General features: G+C 69.7%; 23 protein-coding genes. 12 read left to right on the forward strand and 11 right to left on the reverse strand.

Annotated elements, in window-relative coordinates; translation table 11 throughout:
• Positions 1–10: 10 nt before the first annotated feature.
• Together eccB and JJ691_RS50015 are read left to right on the forward strand one after the other, a co-directional pair.
• Positions 11–1381 (forward strand): type VII secretion protein EccB, encoded by a 1371-nt coding sequence (gene eccB, locus JJ691_RS50010; RefSeq protein ID WP_249227553.1) that lies wholly within the window; start codon positions 11–13, stop codon positions 1379–1381.
• A 13-nt stretch (positions 1382–1394) separates the two neighbouring features.
• The gene (locus tag JJ691_RS50015) at positions 1395–2042 is read left to right on the forward strand and encodes a LuxR C-terminal-related transcriptional regulator (RefSeq protein ID WP_211766375.1); all 648 of its coding nucleotides are present in this window, start codon (positions 1395–1397) and stop codon (positions 2040–2042) included.
• Positions 2043–2132: 90 nt separating this feature from the next.
• Here the strand turns inward: JJ691_RS50015 and JJ691_RS50020 are convergent, their stop codons facing one another.
• Together JJ691_RS50020 and JJ691_RS53150 are read right to left on the reverse strand one after the other, a co-directional pair.
• Positions 2133–3803: an APC family permease gene (locus JJ691_RS50020; protein WP_211766376.1), complete on the reverse strand. Its 1671-nt coding sequence runs from the start codon at positions 3801–3803 to the stop codon at positions 2133–2135.
• Between the two features lie 171 nt (positions 3804–3974).
• Positions 3975–4472, reverse strand: a complete 498-nt coding sequence (locus JJ691_RS53150; protein WP_211766377.1) for a winged helix-turn-helix domain-containing protein — start codon at positions 4470–4472, stop codon at positions 3975–3977.
• Positions 4473–4686: 214 nt separating this feature from the next.
• On the opposite strand from JJ691_RS53150, the gene JJ691_RS50030 reads away from it, so the two are divergent.
• The gene (locus JJ691_RS50030; RefSeq protein ID WP_211766378.1) at positions 4687–5436 is read left to right on the forward strand and encodes a DUF1684 domain-containing protein; all 750 of its coding nucleotides are present in this window, start codon (positions 4687–4689) and stop codon (positions 5434–5436) included.
• Here JJ691_RS50030 and JJ691_RS50035 read toward each other — a convergent pair.
• Genes JJ691_RS50035 through JJ691_RS50045 form a run of 3 tightly spaced genes read right to left on the reverse strand, consistent with a single transcriptional unit; the run spans position 5433 to position 6997 of the window.
• Positions 5433–6062: a hypothetical protein gene (locus JJ691_RS50035; RefSeq protein WP_211766379.1), complete on the reverse strand. Its 630-nt coding sequence runs from the start codon at positions 6060–6062 to the stop codon at positions 5433–5435. The two genes, JJ691_RS50030 and JJ691_RS50035, sit on opposite strands and share 4 nt — an antisense overlap.
• 9 nt (positions 6063–6071) lie before the next feature.
• Positions 6072–6482 (reverse strand): rhodanese-like domain-containing protein, encoded by a 411-nt coding sequence (locus JJ691_RS50040; RefSeq protein WP_211766380.1) that lies wholly within the window; start codon positions 6480–6482, stop codon positions 6072–6074.
• The gene (locus JJ691_RS50045) at positions 6479–6997 is read right to left on the reverse strand and encodes a cysteine dioxygenase (protein WP_211766381.1); all 519 of its coding nucleotides are present in this window, start codon (positions 6995–6997) and stop codon (positions 6479–6481) included. Before JJ691_RS50045 ends, JJ691_RS50040 begins: the two co-directional genes overlap by 4 nt.
• Positions 6998–7205: 208 nt before the next feature.
• Between JJ691_RS50045 and JJ691_RS50050 the strand changes: the two genes are divergently transcribed.
• The gene (locus JJ691_RS50050) at positions 7206–7589 is read left to right on the forward strand and encodes a Na-translocating system protein MpsC family protein (RefSeq protein ID WP_211766382.1); all 384 of its coding nucleotides are present in this window, start codon (positions 7206–7208) and stop codon (positions 7587–7589) included.
• On the opposite strand, the gene JJ691_RS50055 is transcribed toward JJ691_RS50050, so the two are convergent.
• The 4 genes from JJ691_RS50055 to JJ691_RS50070 all read right to left on the reverse strand — a co-directional run bounded on the left by JJ691_RS50055 (position 7575) and on the right by JJ691_RS50070 (position 11383).
• Positions 7575–8231, reverse strand: a complete 657-nt coding sequence (locus JJ691_RS50055) for a histidine phosphatase family protein (protein WP_211766383.1) — start codon at positions 8229–8231, stop codon at positions 7575–7577. The two genes, JJ691_RS50050 and JJ691_RS50055, sit on opposite strands and share 15 nt — an antisense overlap.
• Before the next feature lie 10 nt (positions 8232–8241).
• Complete coding sequence (locus JJ691_RS50060; protein ID WP_211766384.1) at positions 8242–9471, reverse strand: hypothetical protein; 1230 nt, start codon at positions 9469–9471, stop codon at positions 8242–8244.
• On the reverse strand, positions 9464–10054 hold the full coding sequence (locus JJ691_RS50065; protein ID WP_211766385.1) for an RNA polymerase sigma factor: 591 nt from the start codon (positions 10052–10054) through the stop codon (positions 9464–9466). Before JJ691_RS50065 ends, JJ691_RS50060 begins: the two co-directional genes overlap by 8 nt.
• Before the next feature lie 210 nt (positions 10055–10264).
• Positions 10265–11383, reverse strand: a complete 1119-nt coding sequence (locus JJ691_RS50070; protein ID WP_249227554.1) for a glycoside hydrolase family 3 N-terminal domain-containing protein — start codon at positions 11381–11383, stop codon at positions 10265–10267.
• Positions 11384–11633: 250 nt separating this feature from the next.
• On the opposite strand from JJ691_RS50070, the gene JJ691_RS50075 reads away from it, so the two are divergent.
• The 7 genes from JJ691_RS50075 to JJ691_RS50105 all read left to right on the forward strand — a co-directional run bounded on the left by JJ691_RS50075 (position 11634) and on the right by JJ691_RS50105 (position 17306).
• Positions 11634–12395: a DeoR/GlpR family DNA-binding transcription regulator gene (locus JJ691_RS50075; RefSeq protein WP_211766386.1), complete on the forward strand. Its 762-nt coding sequence runs from the start codon at positions 11634–11636 to the stop codon at positions 12393–12395.
• 81 nt (positions 12396–12476) lie between these two features.
• Positions 12477–13838, forward strand: a complete 1362-nt coding sequence (locus JJ691_RS50080; RefSeq protein WP_211766387.1) for an ABC transporter substrate-binding protein — start codon at positions 12477–12479, stop codon at positions 13836–13838.
• 1 nt (position 13839) lies between these two features.
• Complete coding sequence (locus JJ691_RS50085; protein ID WP_211766388.1) at positions 13840–14790, forward strand: carbohydrate ABC transporter permease; 951 nt, start codon at positions 13840–13842, stop codon at positions 14788–14790.
• Complete coding sequence (locus JJ691_RS50090) at positions 14787–15614, forward strand: carbohydrate ABC transporter permease (RefSeq protein WP_211766389.1); 828 nt, start codon at positions 14787–14789, stop codon at positions 15612–15614. The genes JJ691_RS50085 and JJ691_RS50090 overlap by 4 nt, the downstream gene beginning before the upstream one ends.
• On the forward strand, positions 15611–16597 hold the full coding sequence (locus JJ691_RS50095) for a zinc-dependent alcohol dehydrogenase family protein (protein WP_211766390.1): 987 nt from the start codon (positions 15611–15613) through the stop codon (positions 16595–16597). Before JJ691_RS50090 ends, JJ691_RS50095 begins: the two co-directional genes overlap by 4 nt.
• 118 nt (positions 16598–16715) lie before the next feature.
• Positions 16716–17051 carry a DUF6247 family protein gene (locus tag JJ691_RS50100; protein ID WP_211766391.1) on the forward strand — a complete coding sequence of 112 codons (336 nt, stop codon included), beginning with the start codon at positions 16716–16718 and terminating at the stop codon, positions 17049–17051.
• Positions 17052–17306, forward strand: coding sequence for a hypothetical protein (locus tag JJ691_RS50105; protein WP_211766392.1), 255 nt, complete (start codon positions 17052–17054; stop codon positions 17304–17306).
• Positions 17307–17310: 4 nt separating this feature from the next.
• Here JJ691_RS50105 and JJ691_RS50110 read toward each other — a convergent pair whose 3' ends face one another.
• Entirely contained in the window at positions 17311–18867 is a 1557-nt protein-coding gene (locus JJ691_RS50110) for an MFS transporter (RefSeq protein WP_211766393.1), read from the reverse strand.
• Positions 18868–18940: 73 nt separating this feature from the next.
• Positions 18941–19519 (reverse strand): PadR family transcriptional regulator, encoded by a 579-nt coding sequence (locus JJ691_RS50115; protein WP_249227555.1) that lies wholly within the window; start codon positions 19517–19519, stop codon positions 18941–18943.
• 129 nt (positions 19520–19648) lie between these two features.
• Here JJ691_RS50115 and JJ691_RS50120 point away from each other — a divergent pair, with 129 nt between their 5' ends.
• Complete coding sequence (locus JJ691_RS50120; RefSeq protein ID WP_211766394.1) at positions 19649–20557, forward strand: proteasome assembly chaperone family protein; 909 nt, start codon at positions 19649–19651, stop codon at positions 20555–20557.
• Position 20558 lies beyond the last annotated feature (1 nt).

A 20558-nucleotide genomic window follows, 5' to 3' on the forward strand; every position in this document is an offset into this window, starting at 1 on the left:
CTGGGGGCACGTGGTGTGGACGCAGCGGGACCAGATCCAGGCGTACCAGTTTCTCCGGCGACGGCTGGTGTCGGCGCTGGTCGCGGCCGATGCGAACCACCCGGTGTCGCCGAGCCGGCGGCTGGTGCTGGGGGTGGCGATCGGCGTCGGCGCGGCGCTGCTGGTCACCGGTGTCTACGGCGTGCTGGGGGTGCTGAACCCGACCGGTGACGCCGATTGGCGGCAGGGTGGCCAGGTCATCGTCGAACAGGAGACCGGCGCGCGTTTTGTGCTGGGCCAGGACAAGCTGCTACACCCGGTGCTGAACTTCGCCTCCGCGCGGCTGCTGGCCGGCGGTAACGGGGACAAGACCGTGACGGTGCCGGCGGCGACGCTGGCGACTGTCTCTCGTGGACCGGCCTACGGCATTCCCGGCGCCCCGGACTCGCTGCCGACCGCGGATCGCTTGCTGGGCAGGGCGTTCACCAGTTGCACGAGCTCGTCGGCCGACCGCCCGGCCGGCGTCGAACCGGTGTCCACGGTGATCCTCGGCGCGGTCAGTGGCGGCACGCCCGAGCCGGCCGGTCAGGGCCTGTTGGCCCAGGCCCACTCCGGCGGCCGCTACCTGATCACCGCCGGCCGCCGCTACACCCTGCCCGATGCCGCCTCGATCACCGCCCTCGGCTACGACGGCCTGCCGTTCGTGCCGGTCGCGGACTCGTGGCTGGACACCGTGCCGGCCGGGCAGTCGCTGGGCCTGGTCAAGGTGGACGACAGCGGCGCCACCGGCCCGACCGTCGGCGGTGACTCGGCTCGTGTCGGCCAGGTGCTGCAAGCCGATAATGGTGGCTTCTACTTGGTGCGCAAGGATTCCGTGCAGGCGATCACCCAGACCGAGGCGAAGCTGGTGGCCGGCAACCCGGCCAACACCGGCACCCGCGTGATCCAGGTGTCCACGGCCGACGTCAATACCGTGCCACGCGCTCATCAGTCTACTGTGGACGAGAACAGCGGCGGCTATCCGGTGAAGGCGCCGCAGGTCGTCGCCACCGTGCCGGCGTCGATCACGTTGTGCTCCAACGGGTCCAAGGTGACGGTGAGCAAGGACGTGCCGCTGCCGGCGGACGCCCACCCGCTCACCGTGGACCGCACCGACGCCCGTGGCGGGCAGAACGTCTACGTGCCACCGGGATCGGGTGCGCTGGTGAAGGACCGCTCGAACGCGGTGTACCTGATCACCGACACCGGCAGCAGGTATCCGGTGGCCGACGACGAGTCGGTGAAGGCGCTGGGCTACGGCGGCGTCACCGCGCCGGCCGTGGACACCAGCCTGCTCGCGTTGCTGCCCAGGGGACCGGCGCTGGACCGGTCGGCGGCGACGAAGCCGGCGCCGGTCAACTGAGGGGAGTGGGTCGATGGGGGCCGAAGGGGAGCCGATCGTCGTCGGCGTGGTCGAGGACCACCCGCTCTACCGGGCCGCGGTGGCCCGGGTGCTGGCCGACGCGCCCGACATCGAACTGGGCGTGGTCGCCGATTCGGTCGGCCGCTTCGCCGCCGGCCGGCAGCAGCCGGACAGTGTTGTCGTGCTGGACCTGAAGCTGCGGGGCGTGCAGGACGCGGCGGCCGTGCTGGAAGTCGTCGGCATGGGCCACAAGGTGCTCGTGGTGTCCGCGCACGCCGGGCAGGCCGAGGTGCTGGGCGCCATCGCCGCCGGCGCCCGCGGCTACCTGTCCAAGGACTCCGACGGCGACGAGATCCTGCGCGCTGTCAGGGAAATCGCCATCGGCAACAGCTACGTGTCGCCGACGCTGGCCTCGTTCGTGCTCAACTCCTCGCGGGAGCGTCACAGCGGTCCGAAGCTGGTGTTGTCCGATCGTGAACGCCAGGTGCTGTCACTGCTCGCCGCCGGGGAACGGGACCAGGACATCGCCGAGGCCATGAACATCACCGTCCGCACCGTACGGTCCTATTTGGACCGGATCCGGGACAAGACCGGGCGTCGCCGCCGGCCGGAGCTGACCCGGCTGGCCATCGAGGAAGGCATCGCGCACCGGGCCGACTGAAACCGTATTTCGGTTGTCCGAGAGCGGGACTCGCGGGGTTGACGCGAAACGGCCCCGGACTCCAGTCCGGGGCCGTTGTCGTGCGCTGCGTCAGGCGGTGGTGATCTCGGGCTGGTTCTCCAGCTCGATCTGCTCCCGCTCCACCGCGGCGGTGACCTCCGCGGCGGGCCGGGCGCAGGCGACCGCCCAGTAGTAGACGGCCACCGCGAACGCCGCGATGATCAGCACGTCGACGCCGTCCGGCAGGATCATCGCCGAGGGCTCGTCGGTGGAGTTGTTGTAGCGGCCCAGGTAGCCCAGGATGACCAGGCCGGCGAACCACGGCACAACCCACTGCGCCGCCTTGAGGTCCAGCTTCTCCCGGGTCGCCGGGTTCTGGAACACGCGGGTCACGGCGAACACGACCAGGCCGATCACGATCGCGATGCCGATCTTGTAGTTCACGTCCCAGCCGGACCAGTAGATGATCAGGTTGGCGAACACGAAGCCGAGCGGCGCCAGGACCGGCGCGAACGGGGTCAGGTACGGCCGCTCGCGGCCCGGGTCCCGCTTGCGCAGCGCGGCCAGCGACACCGGGGCAAAGGCGTACATCACGGCGGTGGCCGAGGTGACCACCGAGACCAGGATGCTCCACGACGGGAACGGCAGGAAGGCCAGCTCGCCGATGACGAACGCGAGCACGATCGACCACAGCGGCACACCGCGCACGCTGAGCTTGCCGAACACGCCCGGGATCTGCTTGTCGCGGCCCAGGGCGTAGGTCAGGCGGGCCGACGTGCCGACGTAGATCAGGCCGGTGCCGGCCGGCGAGACGAACGCGTCGACGTAGAGGATGTAGGCCAGCCAGCCGGCGCCGGCGGCGATGGCCAGCGTGGCGTACGGGCCGAAGTCGCCCTTGGCGATCGGGTCGGCCCAGCCGTGCACCAGGGCGGCAGGGTCGAGGCTGCCGATGAACGCGATCTCCAGCAGGATGTAGACGACCGCGCCGATGCCCATGGCGACCAGCACCGCGCGGGACAGGTCCTTCTTCGGCTGGGCGGCCTCAGCGGCCAGCTGGATGCACTGTTCGAAGCCCTGCAACGCGAACACCACGCCCAGCGGCAGCGCCTGGAACACGCCGTGCAGGCCGAACGGCATGAAACCGCCGCCCGCGCCGAAGTTGGAGCCGTGGAAGCTCAGCGGCACCAGCACGATGACGGTCAGCAGCGGCACCGCGGTCTTCCACAGCACCGTGATGGTGTTGCTCTCGGACAGCAGCTTGACGCCGACGATGTTGACCACGGTGAAGATCACCATCAGCAGGCTGGCCCAGGCCAGGCCGCTGCCGGTCAGCGTGCCGTCCTCGTTGAGCAGGTTCAGGTTGTCCTTCACCCACGCGATGTTGTCCAGGTAGGCCAGGCTGGCCTCGACCTCGATCGGCGCGATGGCCACCGCCTGCAACCAGGAGGACCAGCCGGCGATGAAGCCGGCGAGGCCACCGAAGGCGAACAGCGGGAACCGCGCGGTGCCGCCGGCGACCGGGTAGGCCGCGCCCAGCTCGGCGTGGATCAGCGCCAGCACCGCCAGCATCGCCGCCGCCAGCACCCACGAGATGAGCGAGGCGGGGCCGGCGACCTTGGCCGCGTTCAGCGCGCCCAGCAGCCAGCCCGACCCGATGATCGAACCCAGCGAGATGAACATCAGGCCGTAGAAGCCGACGGTTCTCTTGAAGTGCCCGTTCCCACCTGTTGGCGACGAAGCGACGTTGGACGGCGAAGCCATCGCTCACACCCCTGCTCTCTGGTCCACTATGGACGTGACCCGCACCACCCGTTCGGGTTCGGGGAGCATGGCGTATGGACGGCATCAATGGAACCGCCACTGACGTTACGATCCGAATATCTGGGGAAACTTGAGCAACATTTGAGGTTCTAGTCCGACAATTCGGGCGGATCAATCCTCGATGGTCACCCGTTCGGCCCCGTCCATGCGGTAGCCCACACCACGGACCGTAGTGATCAGCTCGGCCGCCGGCCCGAGCTTGCGTCGCAGCCGGCGGACGTGCACGTCCAGCGTCCTGGTCTCGACGCCGTCGGGCAGACCCCACAACTCGGACAGCAGGGCGGTGCGCAGCAGCACCTGGCCGGGGCGGCGGGCCAGGTGCAGCAGCAGGTCGAACTCCATCCGGGTCAGGTCGACCGCGCCGTCGCGGTGGAAGACGCGGCGGGCCAACGGCAGGATGCGTAACTCGCCCGATTCGGGTGTGCGGGCCTGCGGCACGGACACCGTGAGCGTGGTGCCCGGCAGGTCGACGGCGGTGCGCACGGCGTCCACGACGCGGGCGGCCACCGTCGGCGCCTGGTCGTTGTTCGTACTGACCCGAACGACCACCGTCACCTCGGCGGCCTGGCTGGTGGACAGCGAGAGCGGGGCGGAGAATTGGTACGGCATGGCGGTTTCCTCGCAACGGGGAGATGGACAGGGGGCGGCTACTCCGGCGTGGCCGCACAGCCCTGCGCGTTCACGCGGGCGAGGTCCACGTGCAGGCGCCTGGTCAGATCCATGAGGTCATCGGACCAGTGCGCAGTGTCACTGTCAACGGCGCTCCAGGATGTGGGACCCGGAAGATTAGACACTGCGGCCGTTTCGCGGTGTCATACGGAACATGAGCGGATGGCAGGAGTGGCTGGACCGGCGTCGGCAGGACCTCTGTGCGCCGTACGGGTGGTTGAGCCTGGTCGGGCTGCACTGGCTGGACTCGACGCCGCAGCGGTTCGCCGACCTGCCGGGGGAGTGGAGCGCCGAGGACGGCGTCATCCGGGTGAAAGCCTCGGTGTCCGACGGACTTTTCCACGACGGGCGGCCGTTCGACGGCGTTCGTGAGGTCAAGGGCGACGCCGCGGAGTTCGTGGCCTACGGGCGGATCCACGTCGAGGCGCTGATCCGCGACGGCCGCCCCGGCATCCGGCTGCGCGACCCGGAAGGCCCTGCGCGGCAAGGGTATGACGGCCCCTCAGTGTTCGACCACGCGCCGGAATGGGTGGTGCCGGCGGAGTTCACGCCACGTAAGCCGGCCAAGCGGCTGGAGGTCGACAGCGCCCAGCCCGGCATCCACGAAGTGCTCTTCGACGTCGGCGAGGTGCGGTTCACCGTTGGTGGCAAAGAACAACGGCTCACCGCGACCGCCGGCGGCGACACGATCAGCCTGGTGTTCCACGACCCCACCAACGGCGACACCACCGCGCCGTGGCGGCAGCTCGACGCCCCGCTGCCGGTCGACGGCCGGGTGACGCTGGATTTCAACCAGGCCAGGAACTTCCCGTCCGCCTTCACCGACTACGGCATCTGCCCGATGCCGCCGGCCGGCAACGAGATCACCGTCCCGGTGACGGCCGGCGAACGCCGCCCGCGCTAGCGCGGATCGGGGCGGTCCACGTTCCACTGGCGGGCATGCGAGACCAGCCAGCCGTCGTCCTGCATCGGCAGCAGGACAAAGCGGCTGATGGTTCGCTGCCCGCCGTCGTGGTCCCCGTACAGGATGTCGACGGTCACCGGCTCGCGGTCCTTGATCGCCCGCTGGGCCGCGTCGAACTGCGGATCGCCGCGGTCGCGGAAGGCCCCCTGCCAGTAGCCGAACTCGCCGGCGGCCACGTACAGGTCACGGGTCAGCCGGTGGAAGTCGGCCAGGTCCGGCTTCACATGGTTGATCACCCGCTCCGGCGTGAACCGCCAGCCGTGCAGCACGGCCAGCCCGTTGCCCATGTTCCGCAACGAGATCGCCAGATAGACGGCGTCGTCGCCGACCTCGGCGTTCGCGCCGCCGCCGGGCACCTTGAGCCACTTGCGGTCCTGGAAGCCGACCTTCTGCACCGGGTCTTCCAGTCGCGAGGTCAGCAGCGCCGGTCGCAGGCCGACCTGTAAGGCCTGTTCGGCGGCGCGCGCCGCGCGGGCGGCGGCGCGCACCGAGGAGAAGGTGGCCACGGCCAGCACCAACGTGCCGATCGCCGTGGCCAGCGAGGAAATCGTCACCCAGTCGAGCACGGGCGGAGCCTAGTCGGCCTCCGGCCCCAGGCGGCGCACAATCGGATGACCCGCGTCCCGCCAGGCCGCGAAACCGCCGTCCACGTCGTTGACGTTGCGCAGGCCCAGCTGAGTGCGCAGCTGGTAGGCGGCGAGGCTGGAGGTGTAGCCCTCGTTGCAGATCAGGATGATCTCCTGATCGTGGTCGCCGGCCCGGAGTTCCTTGATGCGGTGCGGACTGGTCACGTCCATCCGCCACTCCAGCACGTGCCGGGAGACGGCGATGGCCCCGGGGATCTCGCCGAACCGCCAGCGGTACTCGGTCGGCCGCAGGTCGACCAGCACCGCCCCGTTGCGCATCGCCTCGGCCGCCTGTGCCGGGCTGTGCCGGGTGATGTGCTCGCGGGCCTGGTCGAGCAGTCCGGTGATCACGTCGCTCATAGCGCTGCCTCACGCAGCCGAGCCGCCGTGGCCTCCAGCGCGGTGGTGTCCGGCTCCGGTGTGTCGCACGGCACTTCACGCAGGTGGTGGATGCCGGACGGGAGCCAGCAGTAGAAGTTCATCGCCGTGAGCGGCTTCGAATAGGCGTGAATGGAGATCGCCGGCTCGGTGCCGACATTGACCAGGTTGTGCAGGTAGGTCCGCCCGAATCCGACGGCGTCGCCGGCCCGGTGCCTTCGGGTCCGCAGGCCTCGCTGGCCGGTGTCGCCGTAGTCCTCGATCAGCTGGCCGCTGGCCACCGCGAAGGCGCCGACGCTGCCCCCGTGGTCGTGCAGCAGCGTGTCCTGCCCGAGATCCCAGCAGATGAGCCAGACCTCGACGTCGTCATCGAGGTGCAGGCGTTGGAAGTACCGCTCCGTGAGATCGAAGCGGACGTGCGCCGACCACTCGTCGCGGCGGGCGACGAAGTCGGCGACAAGGTCCCGCAACTGGGCGGGACGGGTCTGAACGGCCACGAGACAAGCCCTTTCGCTTGGCGTCCCGCGATGTCACCGCTCGCCTTTCCGGGGTGCCGGACCGTCGAGCCGCGCCAGCACGGGAGGTATCTCGCCCGGGCCACACCGCCTCGGAACAGCTGTTTCGCTGCGAGTGGGCTCGGAAACCACTATGTTGTTGTGATCCGGCCGAGGGTAACCCCCATAGCCCGCGAGAGGAAAGCCACCGGTGCGCATCACCAGGGCCCAACGCAACGCGGTCGCCGAAAAGGTCACGAGCCTGGAGCGATCGTTCTACGGGCGGGGTCCCCGCAACGTGAAGGTCTCGGTCAGCGACGACGACCCGATCAGCCTGGTCGTGCTGTCCATCGACAGCCTCACCGTCGCCGACGCCGTGCTCAACGAACGCGGCTACTCCGACGCCGTGCTGCGCCACCACGAGGCGCTGCACGAAGCCACCAAGCAGGAGTTCCTCGACGCCGTCGAGGAGATCGTCGGCAGCTCCGTGTCGGCCTACCTGGCCCAGGTGCACCCGACGACCGGCTACGCCGTGCGGGTCTTCGTCTTCTCCGACCTGGGCGACTTCGACGCGGAGCCGTCAGCGCAGGTGTGACACGTCGTTGAAGCCGCGCAGGATCCACCGCTCACCGGCCACCACCAGCACCGACACCGAGGCGTTGTCCGAGCCGCTGAACGTGAACGGCTCGGCCCCGGTCGCCGTGGCCAGCACCTGCCCGATCGCGCCGCCGTGGGCCACCACCAACACCCGCTGATCAGGGTGCTTCTCGGCGATGCGGCGGATGCCCGTGCTGGTCCGCTCGGCCAGCTGCTCGTTCGACTCCGCGCCTGGGATCACGTCCCAGCGCTGCTCGGCGTACAGCTTCACGGCCAGCGGATGCCCTTCGGCGACGTGCTTGCGCAGCAGGCCGCCCTCCCACTCGCCGAGGTGCACCTCCCGCAGGTCAGGCTCGACCTGCGGCACGATGCCCAGCCGCTCGGCCAGCGGCGCGGCCGTCTCGGCGGTGCGGCGCAGGATCGTCACGTAGATGGCGTCGAAGTGCTCGTCCTTGAACCGCTCCGCGAGCCTGTCCGCCTGCTCACGGCCCTGCGGCGCCAGCTCCGGATCACCGTGCCCGTCCTGGAACGGATAGGGCCGGTCGAACCGGGCCGGCGCCGACTCGCCGTGCCGGACCAGCACCAGCTCGGTGGAGCCGGGCGGGCGCTGGAACCGGAACTGCCGGTACTCGGTGGTCACACCACCGACGTTAGCGCACGTCGATCTGGCTGATCACCGCTCCGGAGACGTCCCGGACCACGAACGTGCTGCCGGCGGCCAGGTTCCTCGCCACCGGCTGGAACAGAACGAAGGCGCCGTTCTCGACCGTGCCCTTCAGCTCGGCGGCCGCGCCGGGCTGATCGAGCCCGACCGTCTTCGCGTTCGGCTGGGCGAGGAATCCGTAGTAGGCGATGCCGCCGCCGACGGCGACGCCCGTCAGCGTGGTCCGGTCCGGGCTGACCAGGAGTTCGCTGGTCGAGCGCCCGTCGGTGATGTCGTACTGGTCGGGCCCGTGCTGGCACACGACGAGCGTGTCGTCCAACTTCGCCAGTTGGACCCAGTGTGTGGCGTCGATCTGCCGGTACGTCACCGGCTGCCAGTAGTCGGGGTCCGGCAGCGGGTGGTCGACCATGGCGTCCAGGCAACCACCGACCCGCTGCCCGGCCGGCGAGGTGCGGTCCGCCTTCGGGTCGTGGGCGGTGATGTTCGGCGGCAGCACCGCCGGCAGGTCCGCCTTCGGCACGGCGTAGAGCGGATGGATGTAGTCACGCAGGAAGACGTGGTCGCTCGGCTTGTAGCTGTTCGGCACGATGAAGACCCCGTTGCCGACGGCCGCCGCGTCACCGTTGTTGTCCTTCGAGCCGAGCACCATGGTGCCGACGCCCGGCGCCACCACGCCGGCGTAGGTGCCGTCCTGGGTGGTGAACATGATCTTCGCCGGCACGTTCCCGGCCGGCGGGTCCGGGTACCGCAGCGCCTTGACCGTCACCGTCTCCTTGGTCAGCTCGCACAGGACCAGGTCGGCGCCGACCCGGTAGAGCAACGCGGTCAGGCTGTTGCGGCTGACCTGGAGCAGCGGCTCCCAGTCGTTCGGCTTGTGGTCCGCCGACCAGCAGCGCTCCATCTGCGAGCCGGTGCCCCAGTTGAGCGTCATGCCGTAGAACGGGAAGCCACCCGAGGGCTGGCCGCTGACCGATGTCGTCGGGTGCGGGCTGGTCGGCGAGGCGGTCAGCGTCCGGTTGTCCTTGGTGTTCAGCGTGCTGGTGACGATCGTCGCGCCGGCCATCAGGGCGATCACCGACGCGGCGATCAGCAGCGGCGCTAGGCCCGTCCTGCGGCGCGGCGGGGTGCGGTCGATGCCTTCCATCACCCGGAGCAGGGCCAGCTGCCGGACGTGGTCGGGCAGTTCCCGCTCGGGCAGGTCGAACGGGTCACTCATCGAAGCTCTCCTCGGTCATGCCACCCTCGGTCATGCTGCCCTCGGTCATGCGGCGCAGTCGGGTGCGCGCCCTGGACAGGCGGGAACGGACACTGACCTCGGTGATGCCGAGCAGTTGGGCGGCGTCGGCCGTGCTCATCCGGCCCACCATGCACAGCTGCACCGCCTCCTTCTCGGCGGCCGGCAGCCGGTCCACGGCCGCCAGCACCTTGGTGAGGCGCTGCTGAGTGTGGTCCCGCTCGACGAATTCCTCCGCGTGGTCACGGGCCTCGTCGAGCACCGCCAGCTTCGGCACCAGCCGCAGGAACCGGCCGCGCCGGCGGTGGTCGTTGCGCACCAGGTTGGCCGCCACCGTGTACAGCCAGGGCAACGCGCTGTCCCGGATCAGCACCACGTCGGCCCGCCGCTGCCACGCCGTCATGAACGCCGTGGCCAGCACGTCCTCAGCCGTCGACCACGAGCCGGTCAGCCGATACGCGTAGTTCCACACCGCCTGGGCGTGCCGCTCGTACAGCGTGGTGAACGCCGCGTGGTCATCCTCCGCGATCGCCCCCCACAGCGTTGTGTCAGCTGCCGACTCCAAGTCGGCCAGTGTCTCCACCCCCACTTGTGGTCACAGCCGGGAGATTGTTGCAGTGTTTTTTCCGCGCGTTCCGCGCGGGGCGAGGCCGCTCGTGACCGGTGCCTTCCCTGGCCGGATTTAGCCCGCCGCATCCGGCTCGGGTGGTGGGGCGCGTCGGGTGGCGGCGGCCGAAATCCGGCGACAGTCCAGGCACCGGCGCGGCCTCGCGACTCAACGCAACGTGCCGCGCATGTCCAACACCCGCTCGACGGACGCGTCGAAGGCGCTGTGGTCGAGCTGGTTGTTGGTGACGGCGGCGGAGATGGCGGCGGCGGCCTGGTCGCCCTGGCTGACGTCACGGCCGGAGCACAGGATGAGGTCCATGCCGGCGCCGGCCGCGGAGACGGCCCGCTGGCCGGTGTCGCCGAAGGCCTTGAGCGCGCCGGCTTCCAGGGCGTCGGTGATGGTCACGCCCTTGAAGCCGAGCCGGCCCCGCAGCTCCTGGTTGATGATCGTGGGGGACAGGCCGGCCGGCAGCTTCGGGTCCAGCGAGGAATAGATCGCCCAGGACAGCATCACCGACTTGGCCCCGGCGGCCACCGAGGCCGGATACGCGGCCTCGTCGACGTTGCGCAGGGTGTCGGCCGACGCGGTCAGGGTCACCGGCTGCTCGTCGGTGTTCTGCTGGGTGGTGGCCGAGCCGAGGCCGGGGAAGTGCTTCACGGTGGCGGCGACGCCGGTCTGCTGCTGGGCCGAGACGAAGGCCGCGCCCAGGGTGTTCACCTTGGCCGGGTCGGTGCTGTACGAGCGCTGCGCCGAGTCGTCGAAGTCGCCGGGCGTGCGGTAGACGTCCAGCACGGGCGCGAGGTTGAAGTTCATGTCGACACTGGCCAGGTTCTGCCCGGCCCCGGTGCCCGCGTTGGCGGCCTGCTGCTGCGCGTTGGCGGCCTGCCCGATCTGCTTCTCCGACATCGTGGGCGCGCCGGGCAGCCGGCGGACCAGCCCGCCCTCCTGGTCGGTCATCAGCAGCAGCGGCTGGTGCACCGGACTCTTCGAGGCGGCCTGCCGCAGCTGGTCGACCGCGCCCTTGATCTGGGCGGCGGACTGGATGTTCTCGCCGAAGAAGATCACGCCGCCGGCCCGGCCCTGGCTGATCCGGTCCAGCAGGCTCTGCGGCGGCGTCGCGCCCGGGTAGGAGTAGATGACCCGCTGCCCGGCCAGCTGGTCGGTGGACAGCCCCGTCGGGAGCGTGCTGTTGGTCGCCAGCGGCGCCGGCGTGCCGACCAGGGCCAGCGGCCCGGCCATGGTGACGACTACGGCCCAGCGGACGACGTCCGAGATGCTGCCCATGGCCACCAGTTAACCGCATAGGGGGAAATCGAGCCGCGATCGGGCACGGTCACGCTGGGAAACGGGCACGATACGGGCCGATCATGCCCGGCATCGCTGGTGAGGCTCACTCAAACGGGCGAAAACCGGGCAACCGAGACCCCGTTGTGGCGCTGGCCACACTGTTGCGTCGGTGTTAAACCTATTTCCTGCCCGAACGGGCGTGGCCTTGCCCGAGTCAACACAACGATGTGCGTGGGAGGTGGGTGCGATGCAGGCTGACGAGCGCCAGCGCCGGATCCTGGCCCGCGCCCGGGCCAACGGCCGCGTGGACGTCGGCGACGTGGCGGCCGAGCTGGACGTCGCGCCGGAGACCGTGCGCCGCGACCTGAAGTTGCTCGACCAGCACGGGCTGGTGCGTCGCACGCATGGCGGCGCGGTCCCGGTGGAGACCGCCGGCTACGAGACGGGCATCGCCTACCGTGCGACCTCGCACCTGCCGGAGAAGCGGCGCATCGCGCGGGCCGCCGCCGACCGGCTCGGCGACGCGGAGACCGTGTTCGTGGACGAGGGCTTCACGCCCCAACTGGTGGCCGAGGCGCTGCCAACTGATCGCCCGCTGACCGTCGTTACGGCCTCGCTGCCGGCGGCCGCGGCCCTGTCCGGCACGCCCAGCGTCACGGTGCTGCTGCTCGGCGGGCGGCTGCGCGGGCACACTTTGGCGACCGTTGATCACTGGGTGCTGCGCATGCTGGGCGAGATGGTGATCGATCTCGCCTACCTTGGGGCCAACGGGATTTCCCGTGAGCACGGGCTGACCACGCCCGACCCGGCGGTCGGCGCGGTCAAGGCCAAGGCCGTCGCCGTCTCCCGACGGCGTGTTTTTGTTGGTGTGCATACAAAGTTCGGCGTTTCCAGCTTCAGTCGGTTCGCCGACGTCGCGGACTTCGAGGCCATCGTCACCGACCCCGGACTGTCCACAGCGGACAGCCAGCGGTACGCGGTGCTCGGGCCGAAGGTGATCCGCGTCTGAGAATTCCCGGTGCGCGCCACCGGGATATGGGGGCTGTCCGAAGTGCCCAGGTATACGAGGAACAACGAGGAGATGTCTCGGATGGCGCGAATCGGAGCACGCCGTGCCGGCTGCGCGGCGATCGGTGCGGTGCTGACAGCCGCGGCGCTGACCGCGTGCAGCGGGGCGGGCGGCGGCGGCGCGGGCGGCACGAACTCGATCAACGTGCTGATGGTGAACAACCCGCAGATGGTCGACCTCCAGAAGCTCACCGCCGACAACTTCACCAAGCAGACCGGCATCACGGTGAACTTCACGGTGCTGCCGGAGAACGACGTCCGCGACAAGATCAGCCAGGACTTCTCCAGCCAGGCCGGTCAGTACGACGTGGCCACCATCAGCAACTACGAGATCCCGTTCTACGCCAAGAACGGCTGGCTCGCGCCGCTGGACGACTACATCGCCAAGGACAGCTCGTTCGACCAGAACGACATCCTGGAGCCGATGCGGGTCTCGCTGACCGCCGACGACGGCAAGGTCTACGGCGAGCCGTTCTACGGCGAGTCCTCGTTCCTCATGTACCGCAAGGACGTCTTCCAGGCCAAGGGCCTGACCATGCCGGCCAACCCCACCTGGCAGCAGGTCGCCGACCTGGCCGCCCAGGTCGACGGGGCGCAGCCGGGCATGAAGGGCATCTGCCTGCGCGGCCAGCCCGGCTGGGGCGAGGTGATGGCTCCGCTGGACACCGTGGTCAACACCTTCGGCGGCACCTGGTTCACCAAGGACTGGCAGGCCCAGCTGACCAGCCCGGAGTTCAAGCAGGCCACCCAGTTCTACGTGGACCTGGTCAAGGCGCACGGCGAGTCCGGCGCGCCGCAGGCCGGCTTCACCGAGTGCCTGAACAACCTGGAGCAGAGCAAGGTCGCCATGTGGTACGACGCCACCTCGGCCGCCGGTTCCCTTGAGGGCAAGGACTCCCCGGTCGCCGGCAAGCTCGGCTACGCGCCGGCCCCGGTGGTCAAGACCAAGTCCTCCGGCTGGCTGTACACCTGGGCCTGGGGCGTGCAGAAGGCGTCCAAGAAGCAGGACAACGCCTGGAAGTTCATCTCCTGGGCGTCCAGCAAGGGCTACGAGAACCTGGTCGGGTCTCAGCTGGGTTGGTCCCGGGTGCCGGCCGGCAAGCGCGCCTCCACCTACACCAACCCGGACTACGTGAAGGCCGCCGGGCCGTTCGCCTCGCAGACCAAGGACGCCATCACCAGCGCCGACCCGAAGAACCCGGGCGTGCAGCCGCGGCCGACGCTGGGCATCCAGTTCGTCGACATCCCCGAGTTCACCGACCTGGGCACCCAGGTGTCGCAGCAGATCAGCTCGGCCATCGCCGGATCGACCACAGTGGACGCCGCGCTGACCGCCGGCCAGGCACTGGCCGAGAAGGTCGCGACCAAGTACCAGGGCAAGTGACATGGCGACCCAGGCCCTGGTCGACCGACCGCTGGTGAACCCCGTGCGCACCGGCCCCAAGCGGGCCGCCGAGTGGGCGCGCCGGGCGCCGCTGCTGCCCGCGCTGGTGTTCACGATCATCATCACCCAGCTGCCGTTCGTCGTGACCCTGATCATCTCCTTCCTGCGCTGGAACGCGCTGGATCCGAGCAATCGCGGGTTCGCCGGCCTGGGCAACTACATCGCGGTCGCCACCGACGACGCGCTGCGCTCGTCGGTGGTGACCACGGTGATCCTCACGGTTGCCGTCGTGGTCGTCAGCCTGCTGCTCGGGCTGGGACTCGCGCTGCTGCTGGACCAGAAGTTCCGCGGCCGCGGGTTCGTGCGCACGCTGCTGATCGCGCCGTTCCTGGTGGTGCCGGTGGCCGCCGCGCTGCTGTGGAAGCACGTGCTCTACAACCCCGAGTACGGCCTGCTCAACGGCGCGCTGACCTGGATCTGGGGCCTGTTCGGCGGGGCCACCCCGCCGCAGCCGGACTGGATCTCGTCCATGCCGCTGATCTCCGTCGAGGCGGCCCTGGTGTGGCAGTGGACCCCGTTCATGATGCTGATCCTGTTGGCGGGCCTGCAAAGTCGTCCGGGTGACGCCATCGAGGCGGCCCGCATGGACGGCGCCACGCCATGGCAGGTCTTCCGCTACCTGACGCTGCCGCACCTGCGGCAGTACCTGGAGCTGGGCGGGCTGCTCGGGTCGATCTACATCGTGCAGAACTTCGACGCGGTGTTCACCATCACCTCCGGCGGCCTGGGCACCGCGAACCTGCCGTACACCATCTACCAGACCTTCTTCCAGGCCCATGACTACGGGCAGGCGTCGGCGGCCGGCGTGATCGTGGTGATCGCCTCGATCGTCATCGCCACCTTCGCGCTGCGTGTGGTGTCCTCCCTGCTGCGCAACGAGGTGACACGATGAGCCCGCGCAAGGTGTGGCGGCCGTGGGGCGTTTTCGCCTGGCTGGCCGGGATCCTGTTCGCCCTGCCGGTGCTGTGGATGGTGCTGACCTCGTTCCACAGCGAGTCCGACGCCGCCACCAACCCGCCGTCGCTGTTCGCGCCGCTGACCCTGTCCGGCTACGAGGAGTTCTTCGGCGCCAGCAGCGGGGTCAGCCCGTGGCCGCCGCTGATCAACTCGGCCAGCGCCAGCATCGGGTCCACAGTCCTGGTGCTGCTGCTGGCGATCCCGGCCGCCTACGCGCTGTCGATCAAGCCCGTGCGCAAGTGGTCGGACGTGCTGTTCTTCTTCCTGTCCACCAAGATGCTGCCGGTGGTGGCCGGCACCCTGCCGATCTACCTGTTCGCCCAGTTCTCCGGGCTGCTGGACAACATCTCGTTCCTGACCGTGCTGTACACCTCGATGAACCTGCCGATCGCGGTGTGGCTGATGCGGTCGTTCCTGGCCGAGGTGCCGGTGGAGATGCTGGAGGCCGCCGCGCTGGACGGGGCCGGGCTGATCACCACGCTGCGGCGGGTGGTCGCCCCGGTCGCCATGCCCGGCATCGCCGCGACCTCGTTGATCTGCTTCATCTTCAGCTGGAACGAGCTGCTGTTCGCGCGGGTGCTGACCGGCGTGGTCGCGGGCACCGCGCCGGTGTTCCTCACCAGTTTCGTCACCAGTCAGGGGTTGTTCCTGGCCAAGGTGTGCGCGGCGGCGACGGTGATCTCGTTGCCGGTGCTCGCCGCGGGGTTCGCCGCCCAGGACAAGTTGGTCCAGGGCCTGTCGTTGGGAGCCGTGAAGTGAAGGCAGCCGTCATCAGCGGGGTCGGCCAGGTCGAAGTGACCACTGTGGACGATCCGACGCCGCAGCGCCGGCAGGTGGTCGTGGACGTGTCCGCCTGCGGGCTGTGCGGCACCGACCTGCACATCCTGCAGGGCGAGTTCGCGCCGACGCTGCCCGTGATCCCCGGCCACGAGTTCGCCGGCGTGGTGGCCGAGATCGGCGCCGACGTCACCGAGGTCGCGGTCGGCGACCGGGTGGCCGTGGACCCGTCGCTGTACTGCTTCGAGTGCCGGTACTGCCGGTCCGGGCGCAACAACCTGTGCGAGCGCTGGGGCGGTATCGGCGTCTCCACCGCCGGCGGTGCCGCCGAGTTCGCCGTCGCGCCCGTGGCCAACTGCGTCAAGCTGCCCGATCACGTGCGCACCGAGGACGCCGCCCTCATCGAGCCGCTGTCCTGTGCCGTGCGGGGCTACGACGTGCTGCGCTCCCAGCTCGCCTCGTCCGTGCTGATCTACGGCTCCGGCACCATGGGCCTGATGATGCTGGAGCTGGGCAAGCTCACCGGCGCCGCCAGCATCGAGGTCGTCGACCTCAACGAGGAGCGCCTGGCCACCGCCCGCCAGCTGGGCTGCACCACCGCCGCCACCAGCGCCGACGAGCTCGACCGGGCCGGCTGGGATGTCGTCATCGACGCCACCGGCAACGCCCGGGCCATCCAGGACGGCCTGTCCCGGGTGGCCAAGGGCGGCACCTTCCTCCAGTTCGGCGTGGCCGACTACGCCGCCCGCGTGGAGATCGACCCGTACAAGATCTACAACCAGGAGATCACCATCACCGGCTCGATGGCCGTGCTGCACAGCTACGAGCGCGCCGCCGACCTCTTCGCCGCCGGCGTCCTCGACCCGGAGGTCTTCATCAGCGACCGCCTCCCCCTCGACGACTACGCCGCCGCCCTGGAGCAGTTCAAGGCCGGCAAGGGCCGCAAGATCCAGGTTCTCCCGTAGTCCCGGCCGGTGTGCGCCCGATCCACTCGACCGGGCGCACACCGGTCACCCTCGGTGATATTTTCAACTACGGCGTGTACCCGCTTGTGGTCAGCGCCCTACCTGCTACCGTCGGGACATGGCACTGCCCGCGTACGATCACGACCCGGAGCCGGTCCCACCGGAGGCGGAACCGGGCGCGATCCGCGCCTGCCTGACGGGCCAGATGCTCGCGGACTTCGACCGCGAGTGGGACTTCGTGATGGAAGAGGCGCGGCGGATTCACGACCTTGCCGGCGTGCAGGACCTGCTCGACAAGTGGCGGCTGATGGCCTACACGGAGCTCAAGCGCCCAGGTAGCTACGCCCGCATGATGGCGACCATCAAAACCACGCTGGCGACCGGCAAGGCCCCGGCGGGCAGCATTTCCGGCGCGGAGATGTTGGCGCGGATGCAGGCGAGGCTCGCCGGTTAGATGTACCGCCTCGACGTCTATCCCGAGGCTCAGGAACAGATCGATGCGCTGCCGCCCGAGGCCGTTCCGGGGCTGGCAGAGGTCTTCCGTGTTCTTGAGCTTGCCCCGTGGAACGGGGATTCTCAGCACGACAAGAACCCAACGGCCGAGGTGCGGAAGTGGAAATTCGGTCCTCACGCTGCCGGTCAGGTGATCTACCTGATCCTCGACCACCAGCGCGAGGTCCACATCGTCATGGTTCAGTGGTGGGGCTGAAGCGCTAGTGCGCCGCTGGTTCGGGGGTTGGTTCGGCGGCGCGGGTCGGGCGGGCGGTGCGCATGGCCAGGGCGGCCAACGCGCCCAGCAGTAGGAAACCGGCCGGCAGCCACAGGGTTTGGGCGGCGGCGGTGGTCAGTCCACTGTGGATGGCGTCGGTGATCTGCTGGCGCAGGCCGGACGGCACGGCGCTGAGATCCGGCGGCCCGCCCTCCAGGTTGGTGTCGCTGGAGATGCCGGAGCGGATCTGGTCGGGCAGCCCGGCGGTGGAGGCGGCCAGCGATGCGGTGATTCGGGCCTGCAGCAGCACACCGACGGCGGCGCTGCCCAGCACGCCGCCGACCTGGCGGGCGGTGTTGTAGATGCCGGAGGCGGAGCCGGTGAGCTCCCGCGGCACGGCGCCCATGGTCACGGTGCTCATCGGCGAGAAGATGAACCCGATGCCCAGGCCGCACACCAGCAGCGCGGGGATCAGGGCCACGGGCGTGGTCGACGGCGTGACCTGGAGCGAGATCCAGGCCAGTCCGACGGCCAGCGCCACGAGTCCGAACATGAGCAGGAACTTGGCGTTCACCTTGTCCGACAACCGTCCCGTGAACGGCGCGACCACGCCGGACAGCACCGACATCGGCGCGGTGAGCAGGCCGGCCTGCAGCGGCGTCAGCCCGAGCACGGTCTGCAGGTAGATCACGATCGGGAAGAACATGCCGGTCATGGTGAAGCCGACCGTCACCGAGGCCAGCACACCGCTGGAGAAGTTGCGGTTGCCGAACACCCGCAGCGGGATCAGGGGTTCCCGCTTGTTGAACCGTTGCCACACGGCGAACGCGACCAACAGCACCACACCGGCGCCGATGATCTCGAAGACGGTGATGCCGCCCCACACCTCGCCCCAGTTGTACTGCTGACCGTTCTGCAGCCCGAACACCAGCAGCAGCAACCCGGCGCCGGACAGCAGAATGCCCGGCACGTCGAAGGAGTGCGCGGCGCCGGGCCGCCAGTCGGGCACCAGCGCCATCGTCATCACGACCGCGAGCACGCCGACCGGCACGTTCACGAAGAAGATCCACTGCCAGCCGAGGTTGTCCACCAGCAGGCCGCCCAGCAGCGGCCCGGCCACGGTGGCCAGGCCGGCGATCGCGCCCCACACGCCCATCGCCGCGCCGCGGCGGGCCGGCGGGAACAGGAAGCTGATGAACGCCAGCGTCTGCGGCGTCATCAGCGCCGCGCCGATGCCCTGCACGCCGCGGGCCGCGATCAGCGTGCCGACGTCGCCGGCCAGGCCGCACCACAGCGAGGCCAGCGTGAACAGCACCAGGCCGACCAGGAACACCCGCTTGGGGCCGAACCGGTCGCCGAGCCGGCTGGTGAACAGCATCGGCACGGCATAGGTGAGCAGGTAGACGCTGGTCACCCAGACGACGGAGTTCAGGCTGGCGTTCAGCCCGCGCAGCATCGCCGGAATCGCGATGGACACGATGGTCGCGTCCAGCAGGATCATGAAGAAGCCGATGCAGAGCGCGGCCAGCGCGCCCCACGGATTGCCGGGTCTCTCGTTCACTGCGGCACCTCGCTGGCGCTCGGTGTCCGCGTTCGCGGACGTTCTGCGTTGAATGGTTCGCTCGCTAGCTCGCTCACGCCTCGTCCTTGGTCTCGGCGGGCACCCAATCGACCCGGCCGGTGGTGATGTCCTCGATCAACTGGTTCGTCCAGGCCAGCTCGAACGCGCGCCGGTCGGCGATGAACCTCTTGTCCAGCCAGTAGATGGACGGCAGCGGCTTGGCCCGCAGGCTCTCCATGATCACCTCGTCGGCCGCCGCGGCGGCCGACAGCGTCAGCGCGCGGGTGCGCAGTTCGGCCAACGCGTCCTCGCGGTCCAGCTCGTTCATCCCGGCCAGCCCGCTGGCGTACTCCGGGTGCTCCTGCTCCACCGAGCCGAGCATCGCCTTGGCCCGCTCCAGGAACGCGTCCCGGCCGGCCTCGGTCACCCCGTACACCGTGCGCTCCGGGCGGCGGCCCTCGCGCTGGGTGTCCACCACCTCGATGTGGCCGTGCGTCTCCAGCCGCTCCACCGCGTGGTACAGCGAGCCGGGCTTGACGTTCGCCCTGGTCTCGATGTGCCGGGCCCGCAGCACCTGGGCCATCTCGTAGGGGTGCATCGGCTTCTCCATCAGGAGCTCCAGCACCGCCATGGCCAGCGGGGTGAGCTTCACGGCGTCCTCTCGGGTGACCTAGCATTGATTGTTCAAGCGTTGACTATAGCTGACCGGCGGGGATGAATCCGAACCCTTCACGCGTTGCACATCGGAGAGCTCTGTACGGCTGGTTGTGGGAGGTATGCGGTGGCACGGGATCCGGAAGACCTGGTCGAGGTCGACTCGGACACGCCCGACCTGGACGGATCGGTCCTGTTGGTGAACTTCGACGGTTTCGTCGACGCGGGCAGCGCCGGCAAGCTGCTGGTCGAGCACCTGCTGGAGCGGTTCGACAACCGGGTGGTCGCGACCTTCGACGTGGACCGGCTGATCGACTACCGGTCGCGCCGGCCGATCATGACGTACAGCACCGACCGCTGGGAGAGCTACCAGGCGCCGGCGCTGGAGGTGCGGCTGCTGCACGACGCGCTCGGCGCGCCGTTCCTGATCCTGACCGGGCCCGAGCCCGACCACGAGTGGGAGCTGTTCATCCAGGCCGTGACGGCGCTGATGGACCGCTGGGGCGTGCGGCTGGCTGCCAACTTCCACGGCATTCCGATGGGCGCCCCGCACACGCGCGCTCTCGGCGTGACCGCGCACGGCACCCGGCCCGAGCTGATCGGCGAGCACCAGCAGATGCCCAACAACCTTCAGGTGCCGGCCAGCATCGGCGCGCTGCTGGAGTTCCGGCTCGGCGAGGCCGGCCGGGACGCCGTGGGCTTCGCCGCGCACGTGCCGCACTACCTGGCCCAGACCTCGTACCCGACCGCCGCGGTCACGCTGCTGGAGCACGTCGTCCGGGCCACCGGCCTCAGCCTGCCCGACGACTCGCTGCGGGAGTCCGCCCGCCGGGCCGCCGTCGAGATCGACCGCCAGGTCAACGAGTCCGCCGAGGTCGCCGACGTGGTGCGGGCGCTGGAGCGCCAGTACGACACGTTCGCCGAGGCCGCCGCCAAGCCCAGCCTGCTCAGCGACGTGCTGGAGCAGATGCCCACCGCCGACGAGCTCGGCGACCAGTTCGAACAGTTCCTGGCCGAGCAGTCACCGAACGAATGAT

The organism is Kutzneria sp. CA-103260, assembly GCF_018263855.1.
Classification (GTDB): domain Bacteria; phylum Actinomycetota; class Actinomycetes; order Mycobacteriales; family Pseudonocardiaceae; genus Kutzneria.